Origin of the sequence: Streptomyces sp. NPDC050121 (genome assembly GCF_044460385.1) — a bacterium.
Lineage (GTDB): Bacteria > Actinomycetota > Actinomycetes > Streptomycetales > Streptomycetaceae > Streptomyces > Streptomyces soliscabiei.
Genome location: NZ_JBITJV010000038.1, coordinates 17,831 through 35,359, shown reverse-complemented (window position 1 = coordinate 35,359; position 17,529 = coordinate 17,831). Strand labels below are relative to the sequence as shown.

The following is a 17,529-nucleotide window of genomic DNA, read 5'->3' as shown; positions in this document are numbered from 1 at the left end:
CGCCGACCACCGCGGTCACCACCCCCACCGGTCACCGGGTGCGGTCACCTCCAGGGCGGTCTGACACGGGCTCAGGCGAGGACGACCCTGATCCCGGCCTCCTCGAAGCGTCCCACCGTCTGTGCGTCGGCCGCCGCGTCCGTGACCAAGGTGTCCACCGAGTCGGCCGCGCAGATCCGGGCGAACGCCCGCCGGCCCAGCTTGCTGGAGTCGGCGGCCACCACGACCCGCTGGGCGCGTTCGCACAGCAGCCGGTCGACCGCCGCCTCGGCCTCGTCGTGCGCGGCGGCGCCGTGCGTCACGTCGAAGGACACCACCCCGAGCACCGCCACATCGAGCGTGATCTGCCCCAGCACCCCGTCGGCGAGCGGCCCGACCAGCTCGTACGACTGCGCCCGCGCCACCCCGCCCGTCACCACGATCTTGAACTGGGGGCGGACGGCAAGCTCGCCCGCGATGTTCAGCGCGTTCGTGACCACGGTCAGCGCGGGCGAGCCCGACGCCAGATCGCCCCGCACGGCCAGGGCGCGCGCCACCTCCGTGGTCGTCGTGCCGCCGGTCAGCCCGACCGCCTCGCCGGGCGCGACCAGATCCGCCACCGCCCGGGCGATCCGCTGCTTCTCGGAGGCGTGCCGGGCGATCTTGTACCGCAACGGCAGCTCGTACGACACCCCGTGCACCACCGCGCCACCCCGCGTCCGCAACAGCATCTGCTGATCGGCGAGTTGGTCGAAGTCCCGGCGGATCGTCGCAGGTGACACGCTCAGCTCGGCCGCCGCGTCCTCGACGTCCAGCCGGCCGCGCTCGACGAGCAGCTCCAGCAGCGCCTTCCAGCGGGCGTCACGTGACATCGGCGTTCTCCGTTCGCATGCTTGAAGTTGCTCGAAAGGCGGCTCTATCGTGCAGGAACAGTCATGAGCGTTCCTGAACGATAACCGTCGCGGAAAGGCACCGCATGACCCACGTCGAGGACGAACTGACCGACCAGCCCGCGTGCTGGACCCGCGCCGCCGCCGAAGCCCCCCAGTACGCGGGGGAGTTGCCGCCGCCGGGGGAGCGGGTCGCGATCGTCGGCTGCGGAACCTCCTTCTTCATGGGCCAGGCGGCGGCCGCCCTGCGCGAAGGCGCGGGCCACGGCGAGACCGACGCCTTCGCCGCCTCGGAGTTCCCCCACGGCCGCACCTACGACCGGGTGATCGCCCTGACCCGCTCCGGCACCACCACCGAGGTCCTCGACCTGCTCGCACGGCTCAGGGGCAGGACGCCCGCCACCGCGATCACCGCCGACCCGCACACCCCCGTCATGAAAGCCGCCGACCACGTCATCGTCCTCGACTACGCCGACGAACGCTCCGTCGTACAGACCCGGTTCGCGACCACCGCGCTCACCCTGCTCCGCGCCCACCTGGGCATGCACACCGACGCCGTCGTCGCCGACGCCCGCACCGCGCTCACCCGGCCGCTGCCCGAACGGCTCGTGGACTGTGGGCAGTTCACCTTCCTGGGGCGCGGCTGGAGCGTCGGCCTGGCGAACGAGGCCGCGCTGAAGATGCGCGAGGCGGCCCGCTCCTGGACCGAGGCCTACCCGGCGACGGAGTACCGGCACGGCCCCATCAGCATCAGCACCGCCGGCACCGCGACCTGGATGTTCGGCGACGCGCCCGACGGCCTGGCCCAACAGGTCCGCGCCACCGGCGCGTTGTGGATCCCCGGGGAGCTGGACCCGCTCGCCGAACTGGTCCGGGCCCAGCGCCTCGCCGTGGCCGTCGCCGCCGCGCGCGGCCTCGACCCCGACCGGCCGCGCCACCTCACCCGCTCGGTGATCCTCGGCTCCTGAGCCTCGGCCTCTGACAGGAGTCGCCGTGCCCCTCACCACCACCGGCGAGCTGGTCGCCCGCGCCCGCGCGGCCCACAGCGCCGTCGCCGCCTTCAACATCATCACCCTGGAACACGTCGAGGCCGTCATCGCCGGCGCCGAGGCCGCCCATGCGCCCGTCGTCCTCCAAGTCAGCGAGAACGCCGTGAAGTTCCGACAGGGGCGGCTGCTCCCGCTCGCCCGCGCCGCCGCCATCGCCGCCGAACGGGCCGCCGTACCGGTCGCGTTGCACCTCGACCACGTCCGCAGCGACGCCCTGCTCCACCAGGCGGCCGATGCGGGCTTCGGCTCGGTCATGTACGACGCCTCCCGCCTCCCGTACGCCGAGAACCTCGCCGCGACCCGCACGGCCGTCGACCGGGCACACGCCCAAGGGCTGTGGATCGAGGGCGAGTTGGGGGAGATCGGCGGCAAGGGCGCGCATGCGCCCGGGGCCCGCACCGACCCGGCCGAGGCACGCGCGTTCGTCGCCGGCTCCGGCGTGGACGCCCTGGCCGTGGCCGTCGGCAGCGTCCACGCGATGACCACCCGCACCGCCGCCCTCGACCATGACCTGATCGCCCGGCTCGGCGCGACCCTCGACGTGCCCCTCGTCCTGCACGGCTCCTCCGGGGTCCCGGACCACGAGCTGACGGCAGCCGTCGCGGGCGGCATCGCCAAGGTCAACATCGGCACCGCGCTCAACCAGGCCATGACCGGCGCGATCCGGGACCACCTCGCGACCCATCCCGACGCGGTCGACGCCCGCCCCTACCTGAACGCCGGACGGGAGGCCATGGCGTCAACCGTCGAGCGGATCATCGCCGGAGTGGGGCTCAGCCCCGCCTGACCGTCCGCAGCACCACGAACTTCCGGTCCCCGGCGACCAGTTCACTGTTGCCGAACAGCCGCTTCAGCTTCACGTGGTAGCCCAGATGCCGGTTGCCCACCACCCACAGCTCTCCGCCCGGCCGCAGCGCACGCCGTGCCCCGGTGAACATCCGCCACGCCGTCGCGTCCGTCGTGGCCTGATGGGAGTGGAACGGCGGATTGTTCAGCACGACGTCCACGCTGCCGTCCGCCACCCCCGCCAGTCCGTCCCCGACCCGGAACTCGGCGTGCCCCGGCACCCCGTTCGCCTTGTACGTGGCCTCAGCCGACGCCACCGCCTGGAACGACTCGTCCGTGAACAGCACCTCGGCCGCCGGATTGGCCAGCGCCACCGCCGTACCGACGATCCCGTTGCCGCACCCCAGGTCGACGACCCGGCGGACGCCCCTCGTCGCCGGTAGATGCCGCAGGAAGAACCGGGTGCCGATGTCCAGCCGGTCGGCGCAGAACACACCCGCGTGGTTGACGACCGGACGGCCCGCCAGAGCGCCGCCGACGTCGCCGGGGAGGTCGTAGGCGTACGGCCAGGGGTTGGCGGGACGCGTCTGCGACGGGTCCGGGGTGCAGAAGATCAGCCGGGCCTTCTGTTCGGCGAGAGAGGTCCGGGTCGGCCCGAGGATCCGCTCGAACAGCGTCAGCGTCGAGGTGTGGATCTCCTTCACCATGCCGGTGCCGACGACGACCGTGTCCGCGTGCACGGCGGGCGCCAGCCGCAGCAGCTGGTCCTCCAGGAGCGCCAGGCTCTTGGGCACCCTGACCAGGAGCACGTCGATCCGCTCCGGCACCGGGTCCTGGGTGGTGAGCAGCCGCACGGCGCCGGGCTCGACACCGGCCCGCGCGAGGTTCGCCCGGGTCGCCTCCTGCCCCAGCCAGGAGTCGGTGATCTGCGTCGGGCCGTGCGCCGCGAGCGCCGTGACCAGCGCGCCCCAGCGGTCGCCGAGTACCACCACCGTGCCGGTCAGCGGGACGTCCTGCGCCGCGAGATGTCTGAGCAGGTACGCGTCGGAGGCGTCCCAGGCGCGCAGCGTCTCACGCGGATCCTCGGGGTGGCGGGCCAAAGAGACCTCGCCCCACGGCGTCGTCATACGGTCGTTCATCGTGCGTCAAGGCTAACCGAGCCGCAGCTCAGACCCGGTGTCAGAGCTGAGGAGGAGGATGGGTCCATGGACACCGAGCTGTTTCCCCGGGAGCGTGCCCAGGTCGCGCCGGGCGCGGTGCACGTGCCCGACTGGCTGGACGGGACCCACCAGCGCGAGCTGCTGCGGGCCTGCCGGGACTGGGCCCGCCCACCGGCCGGCCTGCGCACGGTCCGTACCCCCGGCGGCGGCACGATGACCGCCCGCCAGGTCTGCCTGGGCTGGCACTGGTACCCGTACGCCTACGCCCGCACGGTCACCGACGGGGACGGCGCGCCCGTCAAACCCTTCCCGGACTGGCTGGGCGACCTCGGCCGGCGCGCGGTGGCCGACGCACTGGGGCCGCGGGAGGCCGGGGGAGCCGCGTACGACATCGCGCTGATCAACTTCTACGACGGTGACGCCCGGATGGGCATGCACCGCGACGCCGACGAGCGGTCCGACGCGCCCGTGGTCTCCCTCAGCCTCGGCGACACCTGCGTCTTCCGGTTCGGCAACGCCGAGACCCGCACCCGCCCCTACACCGACGTCGAGCTGCGCAGCGGCGACCTGTTCGTGTTCGGGGGCCCGTCCCGGCTCGCGTACCACGGGGTGCCGCGCGTCCTGCCGGGCACGGCGCCGGCCGGCCTGGGGCTGAGCGGGCGACTGAACGTCACGCTGCGCGTCAGCGGCTTCCCGGACACCACCTGACGAAGCGGATCATGGGAGACTCGCCCTCATGAGCGGCAAGGCGGACCCCCGGCCAGCGGGGGAGAGGACCACCTCGAGAGCGCGGTTGGACCGGGGGCGCGGTGCGCTCGGGCCCGCGTTGGAGCTCGTGCACACCGGGCGGGCGCCCACCCGGGCGGTGCTCACCGCCGAACTCGGCGTCACCCGCGCCACGGCCGGCGCGGTCGCCGCGGAGCTGGAGGCGCTCGGGCTGATCAGGGTGGACGCGCGGCCCGGCGCCGCCGCCGGTTCGCAGGGCCGCCCCTCGCACCGGCTCGAACTCGCGCAGGAGAGCCCCGTCGCCCTCGCCGCCCAGGTCCACGCCGACGGGTTCCGGGCCGCGCTGGTCGGCCTCGGCGGGCGGATCGTCGCCACCACGCCCAGCTGCGAGACGGTCGACGCCGACCCCGCCAAGGTGCTCGGCGCCGCCGTCGACGCCGGCGCGGAACTGCTGCGGCAGACCGGCCGGCGCTGTGTGGGCGCCGGGCTCGCCGTACCGTCCGCGGTCACCGAACCCGAGGGACTGGCCCTCAATCCCCTGCACCTCGCGTGGCCGGTGGGGGCGCCCGTGCGGGAGATCTTCGCCGAGCGGATCCGCGCCGCCGGTCTCAGCGGCCCCGCGTTCGCGGCCAACGACGTCAACCTCGCCGCCCTCGCCGAGCACCGGCACGGCGCCGGACGCGGCGCCCGCGATCTGCTGTGCGTGGCCACCGGACACCGCGGCGTCGGCGGTGCGCTGGTGCTGGACGGCCGTCTGCACACGGGCAGTTCGGGCCTCGCCCTCGAAGTCGGCCACCTCACCGTCAACCCCGAGGGCCGCCCCTGCCACTGCGGCAGCCGTGGCTGCCTCGACGTCGAGGCAGACCCGCTCGCCCTGCTCACCGCGGCCGGACGCGAGCCCGGCCCCGAGGGCTCCCTGCTCCAGCAGGCCAACGAACTGATCCGCGAGGAGTACGGCGACCCGGTCGTCCGCACGGCCGCCGAGGCCCTGATCGACCGGCTCGGCCTGGGCCTGGCGGGTCTGGTGAACATCCTCAACCCCGACCGCATCATCCTCGGCGGCCTGCACCGCACCCTCCTGGACGCCGACCCCGACCGGCTGCGCGCGGTCGTCGCCGACCGCAGCCTGTGGGGCCGCAGCGGCGGCGTCCCCATCCTCGCCTGCTCCCTCGACCACAACAGCCTTGTCGGCGCGGCCGAGTTGGCCTGGCAGCCGGTCCTCGACGATCCGCTGGCGGCGCTGAGCCCCGTGTGAGAGACGGTGCGGACCGGTCCGGTGGCCGCCCCGGCGCACGGACGTGCGAACCCGATGGCCGACGCGCCACCGGGCATGGCTGGACGGCATGGTCGCGACCGCCTCGAAGGAGAAGGTGGAAGTAGGTTGACGTCATGACAGACGAACTGACCGTGAGTGTCCTGGGGACCGGCATCATGGGCGCCGCCATGGCCCGCAACCTCGCCCGAGCCGGACACACCGTGCGCGCCTGGAACCGCACCCGCGCCAAGGCCGAGCCGCTCGCCTCCGACGGGGCGCACGTCGTCGACACCCCGGCCGAGGCGGTCCGAGGCGCGGACGTCGTCCTGACCATGCTCTACGACGGTCCCGCCGCCCTGGACGTCATGCGCGAGGCAGCTCCCGCGCTGCGTGCCGGCACGGCCTGGGTGCAGTCGACGACCGCCGGGATCGACGCCATCGGCGACCTGGCCGCCTTCGCCCGCGCCCACGACCTGGTCTTCTTCGACGCCCCGGTGCTGGGCACCCGGCAGCCCGCCGAGGCCGGTCAGCTGACCGTGCTGGCGGCGGGCCCGCAGGCGGGCCGGGACGCCGTGGCACCCGTCCTGGACGCCGTCGGCGCGCGCACGGTGTGGACCGGCGAGGACGGCGGCGCGGGCACCGCCACCCGGTTGAAGCTGGTGGCCAACAGCTGGGTCATCGCGGCCACGGCCGCGGCCGGCGAGGTCCTCGCCCTGGCGCAGTCCCTCGACGTCGACCCGAACGCGTTCTTCGAACTGATCGCGGGCGGCCCGCTCGACATGGGGTACCTGAAGGCGAAGACGGGCCTGATCCTCGACGACCGGCTCTCGCCCGCCCAGTTCGCGGTGACGACGGCAGCGAAGGACGCGCGTCTGATCGTCGAGGCCGGCCGCGAGAACGGCGTCCGCCTCGACGTGGCCGCCGCGAGCGCAGAACGCCTGGAGCGGGCCGCCGCCCAGGGGCACGGCGACGAGGACATGGCCGCCGCCTACTTCGCCAGCTTCGACAAGAACGGCTGACCCCCACCGCGGGCAGCCGAGTCACCCGCGTGTACTCCCCAGGAGGTACACGCACTGCCGCTGCCCGTACGACGACCCGGACCCCCTCCCGGCGGGACTCTCGAGACATCGAACGAGGACCTCACCGAGGAGATGATCCGAGATGAACACGCTGGCGAACTGGGACGGCGGCGGCCCCGGCCCGTGGATCCTGTTCTTCCCGCTGATCTGGGCGGCCGTGGTGATCGGCGTCGTCACGTTCCTGCGCGGCACCGTCCGGCGCGGCCGTCGCGGCCCCTGGAACGCGGTCGGCGACCCCCGCCCCACCGGCGACTCGCCGCTCGCGGTCCTCGGCCGTCGCTTCGCCTCCGGCGAGATCGACGAGGACGAGTACTGGCGCCGGCTGTCCGTACTGGACGAGCAGTTCGGCCGCACGGGCAAGGGCGGTGCGGCATGAGCGCCGCGCCCGCTGCGACTGCCGCGACCGTCACGCGGGACGCCGCGCGGGTCGTCGACGCCGTGAAGGTGTACGGCGTCGGCGACACCGCCGTACGAGCCCTGGACGGGGTGAGCGTGGCCTTTCCGGCCGGACGGTTCACCGCGATCATGGGCCCGTCGGGCTCCGGCAAGTCCACCCTGATGCACTGCGCGGCCGGCCTGGACACCCTCACCTCGGGCGCCGCGTACGTCGGCGACACCGAACTGGGCGCCCTGGACGACCGTCGCCTCACCCTCCTGCGCCGCGACCGGGTCGGCTTCGTCTTCCAGGCGTTCAACCTGGTGCCGACGCTGACCGTCGAGGAGAACATCCGACTGCCGCTGGACCTGGCGGGCGAGCGCGGCGAGTCGGAGTGGATCGACGCCCTGGTGGACGTCGTCGGCCTGCGCGACCGGCTCCACCACCGGCCCTCGGAGCTCTCCGGAGGCCAGCAGCAACGCGTCGCCGTGGCCCGGGCGTTCGCGGGACGGCCGGACGTCGTGTTCGCCGACGAGCCCACCGGCAACCTCGACTCCCGCGCCGGCGGAGAGGTGCTCGCGCTCCTCGCCCGCACCGTGCGCCGGACCGGCCGCACGGTCGTCATGGTCACCCACGACCCGGTCGCGGCCGCCCACGCCGACGAGGTCGTCTTCCTCGCCGACGGGCGTCTCGTCGACCGGATGGAGTCCCCGACCGCCGACCGTGTCCTGGACCGGCTGAAAGCCTTCGAGGTGCCGTCATGAACGCGTCCTTGCGCCTCAGCCGCTTCTCCCTGCGGGCCCACCGGCGCCGCTTCGCCGGGACCTTCCTCGCGGTCTTCCTGGGCGTGGCCTTCCTGGCCGGGACGCTCGTCATGGGCGACACCCTGCGCGCGAGCTTCGACTCGATGTTCGGCGAGGCGACCGCCGGCACCGACGCCGTCGTGCGCGGCGCCGACACCATCACGACACCCGGCGAGAGCCAGGGCGTGCGCCGGCCCGTGGACACCGGCCTGGTCCGGACGGTGCAGGCCGTCCCCGGCGTCGCCGCCGCGGCCCCCGACATCCAGGGCGCGGGCCAACTGGTCGGCAGCGACGGCAAGCCGATCGGCGGGCAGGGCCCGCCCACCCTCGCCGCGAACTGGATCACCGACCCGAAGCTCAACCCGTACCGGCTCGCGCAGGGCCGCGCCCCCGCCAGGTCGGGCGAGGTCGTCGTCAACCGCGGCACCGCCGAGAAGGGCGGCCTGAAGATCGGTGACACCACCACGCTCCGCACGCCCGACCCCGTGCGCGTCACGATCGTCGGCCTTGCGACCTTCGCCGGCGAGGACGGCATGGCCCAGGTGACCTACACGGGCATGACCCGCGCCGACGCCGAGAAGTACCTCACCGCCCGGCCCGGCCGGGCAGCGGGCATCGTCGTGCGCGCCGACTCCGGGGTCAGCCAGTCGGAGCTCGTCGACCGGCTGACTCCCATACTGCCCAAGGGTGTTGAGGCCATCACCGGTCAGGAGGCGGCGCAGGAGAACACCGACATGATCGCCAGTCAGTTCCTGACCATCTTCACCACGTTCCTGCTGGTCTTCTCCGGAGTCGCCCTGCTGGTCGCCACGTTCTCCATCCACAACACCTTCGCGATCGTCGTCGCCCAACGCACCCGTGAGAACGCCCTGTTGCGTGCGCTCGGCGCGTCCCGCCGCCAGGTCACCGCCGCCACCCTCGTCGAGGCGAGCGCCGTCGCCGTGACCGCCTCGGCGGCCGGCCTCGCAGGCGGTGCCGGCATCGCGGCCGGCCTGCAGGCGCTGTTCCCGGCCATCGGATTCCCCTTCCCCGACGGCGACTTGGTCATCAGCACCCTCTCCCTGACCCTGCCGCCGGCCGTCGGCGTCCTGGTCTGCCTGGGCTCCGCGACTCTGCCCGCCCTACGCGCCGGCCGCACCGCTCCGCTGGCCGCGCTCCGCGAGACGGCCGTGGACTCCTCCGGGACCTCCCGACCGCGCGCGGTCATCGGCACGGGCCTGCTCGCGCTCGCCGTCGCCCTGACCCTCACCGGCGTCCTCGTCTCCCCGTCCGTCTGGACGGCGGGCGGCGGAGCCGTCCTCGCCCTGGTCGCCTTCGTAATCCTCGGCCCGGTCGCCTCCAGCACGGCCGTCCGTCTCCTCGGCAGCCCGCTCGACCGGCTGCGGGGCGTCACCGGGGGCCTCGCCCGCCGCAACGCCCTGCGCAGCCCGAAGCGGACGGCGGCCACCGCGAGCGCCCTGATGATCGGCGTCGCCGTGGTGTCCCTGTTCACCGTGTTCGGGGCCTCGCTCAAGGCGACCATGGACCAGACGGTCTCCCGCTCCTTCGCGGGCGACGTCGCCGTCAGCACTCCCTCCTTCGGCGCGGGTGGCAGCGGTCTCAGCCCGAAACTGGCCCCGGCCCTCGCCGAGCTGCCCGAGGTGGACACCGCCGTCGGCCTCGGCAGGGGAGTCGCCGAAGTCGACGGCAAGGGACGGGCGTTGACCGTCACCGACCCGGTCGCCCTGCGGCGCACCTTCGACCTCGGCACCGTCCAGGGCGACCTGGACGCCCTCGGCGCCGACGGCATCGCGATCACCCGCCAGGAAGCCGACCGTCAGCACCTCGCCCCCGGTGACAGCGCCCGACTGGCGTTCACGGACGGCGCGCGGAAGACCTTCACCGTCCGCGCCGTCTACGGCCGCTCCGAACTCGCCGGCGACTACGTCATCACCCGCGCCGCCTGGGCCCCGCACCGCACCCAGGACGCCGACACCCTGATCGCCGTCTCCTTCAAGGACGGGGTGAGCACCGACGCCGGCCGGGCGGCCGTCCAGAAGGTCGCCGCGCGGTACGGCAACCCCGAGGTGCAGACCCGCGACGCCTACGCGCAGTCCTCGGCGGGCGGCATCGACATGATGCTCACCCTCGTCTACGCCCTGCTCGCCCTCGCCGTCCTCATCGCGCTCCTCGGCATCGCCAACACGCTGACCCTCGCGATCCACGAACGCACCCGTGAGCTCGGCCTGCTCCGCGCCGTCGGCCAGACCCGGTCCCAACTGCGCGCCATGGTCCGCTGGGAATCCGTCCTGGTCGCCTCGTTCGGCACGGCGGGCGGCCTGGCCCTCGGCGTCTTCCTCGGCTGGGTGCTGGTCCGGGCCTCCGACGGGGCGAGCGACAGCGCCTTCGCCTTCGCGGTGCCGCCCACCCGACTGGCCGTGGTCGCCCTGGTGGGCGTCGCCGCCGGTGCCCTCGCGGGCCTGCGCCCCGCCCGGCGCGCCGCCCGCCTGGACGTCCTGCGGGCCATCGCCGCCGAGTGACGTACGGCTCCACCGGGCGACGTACGCCCGAAGGGTGAGGTCACCGCCCGGTCAGCCGACGACGGCCGACCGGGCGGGAGCGTGTGCGGGCCGCAGCTCGTCGACGGCGACCACCTCGGTGAACCGGGGCGAGACCTGCTCCCGGGGCGTGCGGCGCGGCGGACGCGCCGCCAACTCGCGCACGGTGACGGGCGTCGGCAGCGTGAACCACACGACCTTGCCCGACTCGCCGTCCGGCCGGGCGCCCCAGCTCTCGCTCACCGCAGCCACCATGGCGAGCCCGCGCCCGCACGTGTCGAGGGCCGCGGCGTCCTTCATCTCACCCACGACCGGCAGCCGCGGATCGTGGTCGCGCACGGAGACGGTGAGCCGGTCGGACAGCAGCTCCAGCTCCACGACGCACACCTTGTCGGGCTGGGCGTGCAGGTGGACGTTGGTCAACAGCTCGGTCACACCGAGCGCGGCCCGGTCGATCAGCGGATCCAGATGCCAGTAGCGCAACTGCGCCGATACGATTCTGCGGACCTGGCCGATCCGCGACGGCAGGGCCTGAAGCTCCACCGTGCAGTGCCTGCTTGGGTTGGTGATCACGGCTGCGACTCCCCGACTGAGGTCCGGAAGAACACGGAGTTCGGATCGAGCAGGGCGTCTGCGCAAGGCGGCCGCCTGCTGTCGTGGCCGGCGGGCTGGTTCGCAGCGTTATCGCCGGTATACCCAGAGTGACGTGAGACCAGAGTGACGCAGCGGTCGCGGTGCCGCAACTCGCGGTGATCCGGCCACCGACCCGGGCCGCCCCTCTGCGTCGGCTCAGCCGCCGCGCCCCGCCGCCCTGCGCACGGCCTCGATGAAGCGGCGCGCCGCGGGCGGCCCCGCCTCGCCCGGCGCCGGGTCGTGCTCGCCCAGGGTCAGCAGGTACCGCGTGCCGTTGACGTCGGCCAGCGCCCGGTCCTCCGGGGCGAACCAGGGCCTGGAGGCGCGGACCGCCTGCACCGGCGCGCTGTCGATCTCGCTGCCGTAGCTGGTCAGCAACTCCAGCCTGCCGTCGCTGATCCGGACCTGGCCGGCCCGGGTGAGCGAGCGCAGCCGCTTCCCGATGCGCACGCCCGTGGCCGTGAACTCCGGCTCCGCCATGCCTCCCCGCCCCCTTGTGCACCAGGGCGAGCCGGACCGTGCACCCGCGTGGGGCGTGATCCAGCCCGCGTCGTGATCGAACTCGTCCTCGTGATCCAGTGTGCGCCCCCGCCCGGGACCTTCGCCCGACCCGGTGCAGTCTGCCCGCGCCCGGCGTCGAGCACCAGTGCGCACGACGGCCCGGCGCGACCCGCCCGGAGCACTCGCGCGAATGCGCCCCCAAACGCCCGCACCCGCTCCCCAGGGCCGGCTTTGAGCCTCTCAAAGGTGTGTTTATGCAGGTGAGAAGCGTGTGGAAGGTGTTTATGATCGAGGTGTCGGCCGCGCGGACCACCGTCGGCGCGAAGCCCGAAGGAGCCCCCGCCGTGACCACCTTCCACCACACCAGGACCGGCGCCACCCTCGACGTCGACCACAGCGACAGCACCTACCGGGACTGGCTGAAAGAAGCCGTCCGCAAGGTCCAGGCGGACGCCAACCGTTCGGCCGACACGCATCTGCTGCGCTTCCCGCTGCCCGAGAGGTGGGGCATCGACCTGTATCTCAAGGACGAGTCGACCCACCCCACCGGCAGCCTCAAGCACCGACTCGCCCGCTCCCTCTTCCTCTACGGCCTGTGCAACGGCTGGATCCGGCCGGGCCGCCCGGTGATCGAGGCGTCCAGCGGTTCCACCGCCGTCTCCGAGGCCTACTTCGCCAAGCTGATCGGCGTGCCCTTCATCGCCGTCATGCCACGTACGACGAGCGCCGAGAAGATCCGCCTGATCGAGTTCCACGGCGGCCAGTGCCACTTCGTCGACGACCCGCGCACGATGTACGAGGAGTCGGCCCGCCTCGCGGCGGACGGCGGGGGCCACTACATGGACCAGTTCACCTACGCGGAACGGGCCACGGACTGGCGCGGAAACAACAACATCGCCGAATCCATCTTCCGCCAACTGGAGTTGGAGCGGTTCCCGGTGCCCGCCTGGATCGTGGCCACGGCCGGCACCGGCGGCACCTCCGCGACCCTCGCCCGCTACGTCCACTACACCCAGCGCGACACCCGCATCTGCGTCGCCGACCCCGAGAACTCCTGCTTCTTCGAGGGCTGGACCACCAGCGATCCGGACGTCACCTATGACTGCGGCTCGCGCATCGAGGGCATCGGCCGGCCACGCATGGAACCGAGCTTCGTACCCGGCGCCATCGACCGGATGATGAAGGTCCCCGACGCGGCCAGCGTCGCCGCCGTACGCGCCCTGGAGCAGGCCATCGGCCGCAAGGCGGGCGGCTCGACGGGCACCGGACTGTGGAGCGCGCTCAAGATCGTCGCCGAGATGGTCGCCGACGGCCGTCGGGGCAGCGTGGTCACCCTGCTGTGCGACCCGGGCGACCGCTACCTCGACAAGTACTACTCCGACGCCTGGCTCGCCGAGCAGGGCCTGGACATCGCCCCGTACACCGCCGTGATCGAGTCACTGCTGGCCACGGGCGTATGGCCCGAGTGACGAACAGCGGCAGGCGCACCCGTCAAGGCTCGCCTCTCAAGGGGTGAGCCGCCGGTCCAGTCGCGTCACCGCGTCCCGGAAGGACCGTCCCAGACCCGCCCGGGCCAGCCGCAGGACGGCCCGGAGCGCCCCGTTGCCGTCGGCCGCGAACGTCCACTGCACCCGCGTCCCCGTCCCGGCCGGCGCCAGCCGCCACTCCTCGACCAGCGCCCTCAGGCCCGGCGCGTTGGTGACGTCCACGCGGTAGGCGTACGCCTCCCGCTCCTTCGCCACGAGGACCGTCTCGCGAAAGCGCCCGCCGCCCACCAGCCGTACGTCACGCCCCGCACCGCCGTCCAGCGGCTGGATGGAGTTCACGCCCGGGAACCACTCGGCCCAGCCGGACACGTCCTCGGCGAGCGCGCGGAAGACCTGCTCGGGAGAGGCCGCGACCTCCCGCGCGAAGACCAGCCGTACGGGAGCGGTCCCCACGAAGTCGAGCCCTTCGGAGCGCAACCGGTGAGCCATGCGCACAACCTCCTCATGGCGAGGAAAACGGGTGCGCCACCCTATCCGCAGCCCTCTCAGATGTCTGTACCCTCATCGGGCTCGCCCGCGACGACCAGCCGCCGCAGGTGCTCGGAGATCTCCGTGCGGGCCGCGCCCGGCAGCCCCGCGTCCGTCACCAGCGTGTCGACCTGCTCCAGCGCCGCGAACGAACTCAGGCCGACCACACCCCACTTGGTGTGGTCGGCGACCACCACGACCCGGCGCGCCGACTGCACCAGGCGCCGGTTGGTCTCCGCCTCCGCGAGGTTCGGCGTCGACAGACCGGCCTCGGCCGATATCCCGTGCACGCCGAGGAACAGCACATCGAAGTGGAGCGCCGCGATCGCCTGGTCCGCGACCGGACCCACCAGCGAGTCGGACGGCGTGCGCACCCCGCCGGTCAGCACGACCGTCGCGGCGCCCTGCCGCGGGCCCGAGGTGCGCTGCGCCATGTGGAAGACGTCGGCGACCCGCACCGAGTTGGTCACCACGGTCAGATCGGGCACGTCCACCAGGTGATGTGCCAGCGCGTACGTCGTCGTACCGCCCGACAGCGCGATCGCACTGCCCGGGGCGACGAACTGCGCCGCGGCCTTCGCGATGTCCTCCTTGGCGGTCAACTCCAGGCCCGACTTCGCCTCGAAGCCCGGCTCGTGGGTGCTCGCCTCCACGATCGGCACCGCGCCGCCGTGCACCTTCTCCAGGACACCCTGCCGGGCCAGCGCGTCGAGATCGCGCCGCACCGTCATGTCCGACACGCCGAGCTTGCGGGTCAGCTCGTTGACACGGACGCCGCCGCGACGCCGGACCTCGTCCAGGATCAGGGCGCGGCGCTGCTCCGCGAGGAGGTTCTGATTCTCGCTCACGTACGCTCCGGTCCTTTCCCTCAAGCCGTCCGACAGGCCCGCTCACCTGCTCCGACGAGGACATTCTCCCCGACGCCGGTGTGCGGGCGTCCCATCCTCGCACGGCCTGCTCACAGCTGTGCCACCACCCCGACGCGTGCATGCCATCCACGACTGGCATCGGCGTTTTCTCGCCCCGTCCGCGGAGATTTCGTGACGGGAGGTGTATCACGCCTGCGAAACGGCGATCCTTATGCCCGCACGGACACATGTCGAAGGCGTGTCACGGGGGAAGTGCGAACAGTGGAACGTGCCTCTGCGGACAGAACGGCCCTGGAACTCCTGGTACACGGTGTGGGTGGCGCCACGCCCGAGAAGATGCTGAACGATCCGCGCACGGTACGGATCACCGGCGACGACACGGCGGCCGTCTACCGGTGCGCCGACGACGTGGCCGCGGACACCGGCCCCGGCGACGACCGCGGCCGCGACGCGCCGGTCCCCGAGGCCTACGTCTGGTCCAACCTCACCTCCGGCAACGGCACCCGCGCCCTGTGGCTGCTGCTGCTTCCGTTCATGGTCGTCAACCTCGCCCACTGGATGCGCCCCGCCGCCCGGGAACGCATCCGCGCGGTGCGTCTCTACGGACTGCTGGTGCGGCTCGCGGCGCTGAGCCTGACGGTCCTGCTCGTCGCCGCGGCCTGCGAGGTCGCCCTCGACCTGACGGCCTGGCAGTGCGCGGGCACACCCGCCTGCGCCGAGCGCCACTCCTGGCTGGGCTTTCTCTCCCCGGCGGTCTCGAACGACGGCTGGTGGAGCCTGCCCGGCCGCCGTCTCGCCCTCGCGGCCCTGGTCCCGACGGCCCTCACCGGCCTCCTCTGGTATCTCTCCCACCGCACCTGGCGGGCGTACGAGTCCCAGGAACCCCTCGACCGCACGCCGGAACCCGAGAACGGCCCCGGTCACACCGCGCTCGGCCGGCCCGGCTTCTGGTACGGGCGCCGGCTGGTGGCCCGGCTGCGTGCGGCGCACACCGCGGCGGGACTGCTGACGGTGGCCGCGGCGGTCGGCACGGCGGCCGCACGCCAGGACCGTCGGCCTGGCGGCTCCGCCGTCCTTGCCGTGCTGGGCCGACTGCTGGAGGTGTCCCTGGTCGCGGGCGCCCTGGCCACGGTATGGGTGGTGTGCCGTCGGGGCCGCAGCGAGCACCGCCTCGACCGCCGCCTCGACGCCCATCTCGTCCATCGTCTCCCGCTGGCCGCCCTCGTCCTGCTCGCCCTCACCCTGGTGTACGCCGGGTGGGACCGCCCCGGCTGGACGTCCGGGGGCCGCCTCCCGGGCGACGCGACCTTCGGCGGCCTGGCCCTCGCCCAGGGCGCCCTGGTCATCACCCTCGCTGTCGTCGCCCGCACCCTGCACCACTGCCCCCAGGAGCCCACACCGCCCGCCAACGCCGCCGGCCCCACCGCACCCCGGAAGAGGGACGCGGCGCCCACGAACTCGGGCAGGGGCGCCGTCGCTCCGAGAGCGGCAGCCGGGCCGGACGAGCTGAACGGGGATGCCGCCGCCGCGGGAGGGGCCGGGGGGCCTGACTCGGGCGGTCCGGGCGATGCCCTGGGCACGGCATCCGTGGCGGGTGCTGTGGGCGGGGTTGCCGTCACCGATGTGGGAGGGAGCGGGGCTCGTGGCCCGGGTGGGGCCGGCGTCGCTCCGGGCACGGCATCCGTGGCGGAGGACGGTGTGGGCGCGGTCGGGCGGCTGGATCGTTGTGCGCTGCGGGGGCTCGGTGGGCCCGCTGTCGCCTTGTTGGCCTGTGCTCTGGGCGGGGTGATGTCGGGCGGCGTGTCGCAGCGGGTGTCGGACTGGCTGGACGGCACCGGGACCTCCCTCGACGGCCCGCCCGTGCTGTTGACCTGGCAGGCGTCCGTGATCCCCGTACTGATCTCGGTCCTGCTGGTGCTGTGCGGGCTGCTCGGCCGGCGGACCTTGCTGCTGACCCGGGCCGAGCAGGACAAGGTCATCCGGGAGTACGGGGTGAAGCCCGGGGACCCGGCCCGCACCCGTCGTATCGCCCGCGCCCGTGCCATGGCCACTCTCACCGACCGTGCGCCCCTGCTCGTCGCCGTCACCTCCACCGCGACCCTGGTCCTGGGCGCGGGCGCGATCGTCGGCGCCTTCAGCACCGGAAAGACCCCGGCCCGGGCCGGGGAGACGGCCCAGCCCTTCGTGCACGGGGCGGCCCAGACCGCCCAGGCGGTGGGCTCCTGGCTCATCGGTCTCGGCTTCGTCCTCTTCGTCACCTGGGGCCGGCGCGCCTACAAGGACCCCTCGGCGCGGCGCACCATCGGCATCCTCTGGGACGTCGGCACCTTCTGGCCGCGCGCCGCCCACCCCTTCGCCCCGCCCTGCTACGCCGAGCGCGCGGTACCCGACCTGACCTGGCGCATGGCCACCTGGACGCGCGCCACGGGCGGCCGCCTCGTCATCTCCGGCCACTCCCAGGGCAGCGTCCTCGCGGCCGCCGCGGCCTGGCAGCTGCGGCCCTCCGACCGCAAACGCGTCGCCCTGCTCACCTACGGCTCCCCGATCGAGCGGCTCTACGGGCGCTGGTTCCCGGCGCACTTCGGGCCGGCCGCGCTCGCCGCCCTGCACGAGGACATCGACTGCTGGCGCAACCTGTACCGGCTCACCGACCCCATCGGCGGCCCGGTACGGCTCTCCGGCGACGACTGCGGCCCCCAGGTGGACCGCGAACCGCTCGCCGACCCGCTGGCGTACGGCCGCACCGCGGCTCACCCACTGCCCGCGCCCATCCTGGGCCACTCCGACTACCAGGCCGACCCGGCGTTCGCGAAGGAGCGCGAGCTGCTGCTGGGACGGCTACGACCGGAGGTTCCCGTGCAGCGGGTGTGA

The 17,529-nt window shown here is 73.6% G+C and carries 16 protein-coding genes; 10 read left to right on the top strand and 6 right to left on the bottom strand.

Features of this window, described 5'->3' with window-relative positions; all coding sequences use genetic code 11:
* Positions 1-71: 71 nt before the first annotated feature.
* On the bottom strand, positions 72-851 hold the full coding sequence (locus ACIBTS_RS38890; protein ID WP_399325377.1) for a DeoR/GlpR family DNA-binding transcription regulator: 780 nt from the start codon (positions 849-851) through the stop codon (positions 72-74).
* 104 nt (positions 852-955) lie between these two features.
* On the opposite strand from ACIBTS_RS38890, the gene ACIBTS_RS38885 reads away from it, so the two are divergent.
* Positions 956-1,837, top strand: coding sequence for an SIS domain-containing protein (locus ACIBTS_RS38885; RefSeq protein ID WP_399325376.1), 882 nt, complete (start codon positions 956-958; stop codon positions 1,835-1,837).
* Between the two features lie 25 nt (positions 1,838-1,862).
* On the top strand, positions 1,863-2,705 hold the full coding sequence (locus ACIBTS_RS38880) for a ketose-bisphosphate aldolase (RefSeq protein WP_399325375.1): 843 nt from the start codon (positions 1,863-1,865) through the stop codon (positions 2,703-2,705).
* On the opposite strand, the gene ACIBTS_RS38875 is transcribed toward ACIBTS_RS38880, so the two are convergent.
* Positions 2,692-3,831, bottom strand: coding sequence for a methyltransferase (locus ACIBTS_RS38875; RefSeq protein WP_399325374.1), 1,140 nt, complete (start codon positions 3,829-3,831; stop codon positions 2,692-2,694). The two genes, ACIBTS_RS38880 and ACIBTS_RS38875, sit on opposite strands and share 14 nt — an antisense overlap.
* Before the next feature lie 78 nt (positions 3,832-3,909).
* Here ACIBTS_RS38875 and ACIBTS_RS38870 point away from each other — a divergent pair, with 78 nt between their 5' ends.
* The 6 genes from ACIBTS_RS38870 (at position 3,910) to ACIBTS_RS38845 (ending at position 10,622) form a co-directional block, all read left to right on the top strand.
* Positions 3,910-4,572, top strand: coding sequence for an alpha-ketoglutarate-dependent dioxygenase AlkB family protein (locus tag ACIBTS_RS38870; protein WP_399325373.1), 663 nt, complete (start codon positions 3,910-3,912; stop codon positions 4,570-4,572).
* 28 nt (positions 4,573-4,600) lie between these two features.
* Positions 4,601-5,845: an ROK family protein gene (locus tag ACIBTS_RS38865; RefSeq protein ID WP_399325372.1), complete on the top strand. Its 1,245-nt coding sequence runs from the start codon at positions 4,601-4,603 to the stop codon at positions 5,843-5,845.
* A 134-nt stretch (positions 5,846-5,979) separates the two neighbouring features.
* Entirely contained in the window at positions 5,980-6,864 is an 885-nt protein-coding gene (locus ACIBTS_RS38860) for an NAD(P)-dependent oxidoreductase (protein ID WP_319673471.1), read from the top strand.
* A gap of 142 nt (positions 6,865-7,006) precedes the next feature.
* Complete coding sequence (locus ACIBTS_RS38855) at positions 7,007-7,300, top strand: SHOCT domain-containing protein (protein WP_079664328.1); 294 nt, start codon at positions 7,007-7,009, stop codon at positions 7,298-7,300.
* The gene (locus ACIBTS_RS38850; protein ID WP_319673470.1) at positions 7,297-8,064 is read left to right on the top strand and encodes an ABC transporter ATP-binding protein; all 768 of its coding nucleotides are present in this window, start codon (positions 7,297-7,299) and stop codon (positions 8,062-8,064) included. The genes ACIBTS_RS38855 and ACIBTS_RS38850 overlap by 4 nt, the downstream gene beginning before the upstream one ends.
* On the top strand, positions 8,061-10,622 hold the full coding sequence (locus tag ACIBTS_RS38845; RefSeq protein WP_399325371.1) for an ABC transporter permease: 2,562 nt from the start codon (positions 8,061-8,063) through the stop codon (positions 10,620-10,622). Before ACIBTS_RS38850 ends, ACIBTS_RS38845 begins: the two co-directional genes overlap by 4 nt.
* Before the next feature lie 51 nt (positions 10,623-10,673).
* Here the strand turns inward: ACIBTS_RS38845 and ACIBTS_RS38840 are convergent, their stop codons facing one another.
* Positions 10,674-11,213, bottom strand: a complete 540-nt coding sequence (locus ACIBTS_RS38840; protein ID WP_399325370.1) for an ATP-binding protein — start codon at positions 11,211-11,213, stop codon at positions 10,674-10,676.
* A gap of 216 nt (positions 11,214-11,429) precedes the next feature.
* Positions 11,430-11,753 (bottom strand): hypothetical protein, encoded by a 324-nt coding sequence (locus ACIBTS_RS38835; RefSeq protein ID WP_319336014.1) that lies wholly within the window; start codon positions 11,751-11,753, stop codon positions 11,430-11,432.
* 365 nt (positions 11,754-12,118) lie between these two features.
* Between ACIBTS_RS38835 and ACIBTS_RS38830 the strand changes: the two genes are divergently transcribed.
* On the top strand, positions 12,119-13,243 hold the full coding sequence (locus ACIBTS_RS38830) for a PLP-dependent cysteine synthase family protein (RefSeq protein ID WP_399325425.1): 1,125 nt from the start codon (positions 12,119-12,121) through the stop codon (positions 13,241-13,243).
* 36 nt (positions 13,244-13,279) lie between these two features.
* Here ACIBTS_RS38830 and ACIBTS_RS38825 read toward each other — a convergent pair whose 3' ends face one another.
* Both ACIBTS_RS38825 and ACIBTS_RS38820 read right to left on the bottom strand, forming a co-directional pair.
* Positions 13,280-13,750 carry an SRPBCC family protein gene (locus tag ACIBTS_RS38825; protein WP_399325369.1) on the bottom strand — a complete coding sequence of 157 codons (471 nt, stop codon included), beginning with the start codon at positions 13,748-13,750 and terminating at the stop codon, positions 13,280-13,282.
* A 56-nt stretch (positions 13,751-13,806) separates the two neighbouring features.
* Positions 13,807-14,637, bottom strand: a complete 831-nt coding sequence (locus tag ACIBTS_RS38820) for a DeoR/GlpR family DNA-binding transcription regulator (protein WP_079664332.1) — start codon at positions 14,635-14,637, stop codon at positions 13,807-13,809.
* Positions 14,638-14,919: 282 nt separating this feature from the next.
* On the opposite strand from ACIBTS_RS38820, the gene ACIBTS_RS38815 reads away from it, so the two are divergent.
* Positions 14,920-17,529 carry a hypothetical protein gene (locus ACIBTS_RS38815; RefSeq protein ID WP_399325368.1) on the top strand — a complete coding sequence of 870 codons (2,610 nt, stop codon included), beginning with the start codon at positions 14,920-14,922 and terminating at the stop codon, positions 17,527-17,529.

Coding starts and splice junctions, on each gene's coding strand:
- ACIBTS_RS38875 (WP_399325374.1), bottom strand. CDS start 3,831: ATGACGACGCCGTGGGGCGAGGTCTCTTTGGCCCGCCACCCCGAGGAT.
- ACIBTS_RS38845 (WP_399325371.1), top strand. CDS start 8,061: ATGAACGCGTCCTTGCGCCTCAGCCGCTTCTCCCTGCGGGCCCACCGG.
- ACIBTS_RS38865 (WP_399325372.1), top strand. CDS start 4,601: ATGAGCGGCAAGGCGGACCCCCGGCCAGCGGGGGAGAGGACCACCTCG.
- ACIBTS_RS38825 (WP_399325369.1), bottom strand. CDS start 13,750: ATGGCTCACCGGTTGCGCTCCGAAGGGCTCGACTTCGTGGGGACCGCT.
- ACIBTS_RS38890 (WP_399325377.1), bottom strand. CDS start 851: ATGTCACGTGACGCCCGCTGGAAGGCGCTGCTGGAGCTGCTCGTCGAG.
- ACIBTS_RS38870 (WP_399325373.1), top strand. CDS start 3,910: ATGGACACCGAGCTGTTTCCCCGGGAGCGTGCCCAGGTCGCGCCGGGC.
- ACIBTS_RS38860 (WP_319673471.1), top strand. CDS start 5,980: ATGACAGACGAACTGACCGTGAGTGTCCTGGGGACCGGCATCATGGGC.
- ACIBTS_RS38835 (WP_319336014.1), bottom strand. CDS start 11,753: ATGGCGGAGCCGGAGTTCACGGCCACGGGCGTGCGCATCGGGAAGCGG.
- ACIBTS_RS38885 (WP_399325376.1), top strand. CDS start 956: ATGACCCACGTCGAGGACGAACTGACCGACCAGCCCGCGTGCTGGACC.
- ACIBTS_RS38850 (WP_319673470.1), top strand. CDS start 7,297: ATGAGCGCCGCGCCCGCTGCGACTGCCGCGACCGTCACGCGGGACGCC.
- ACIBTS_RS38855 (WP_079664328.1), top strand. CDS start 7,007: ATGAACACGCTGGCGAACTGGGACGGCGGCGGCCCCGGCCCGTGGATC.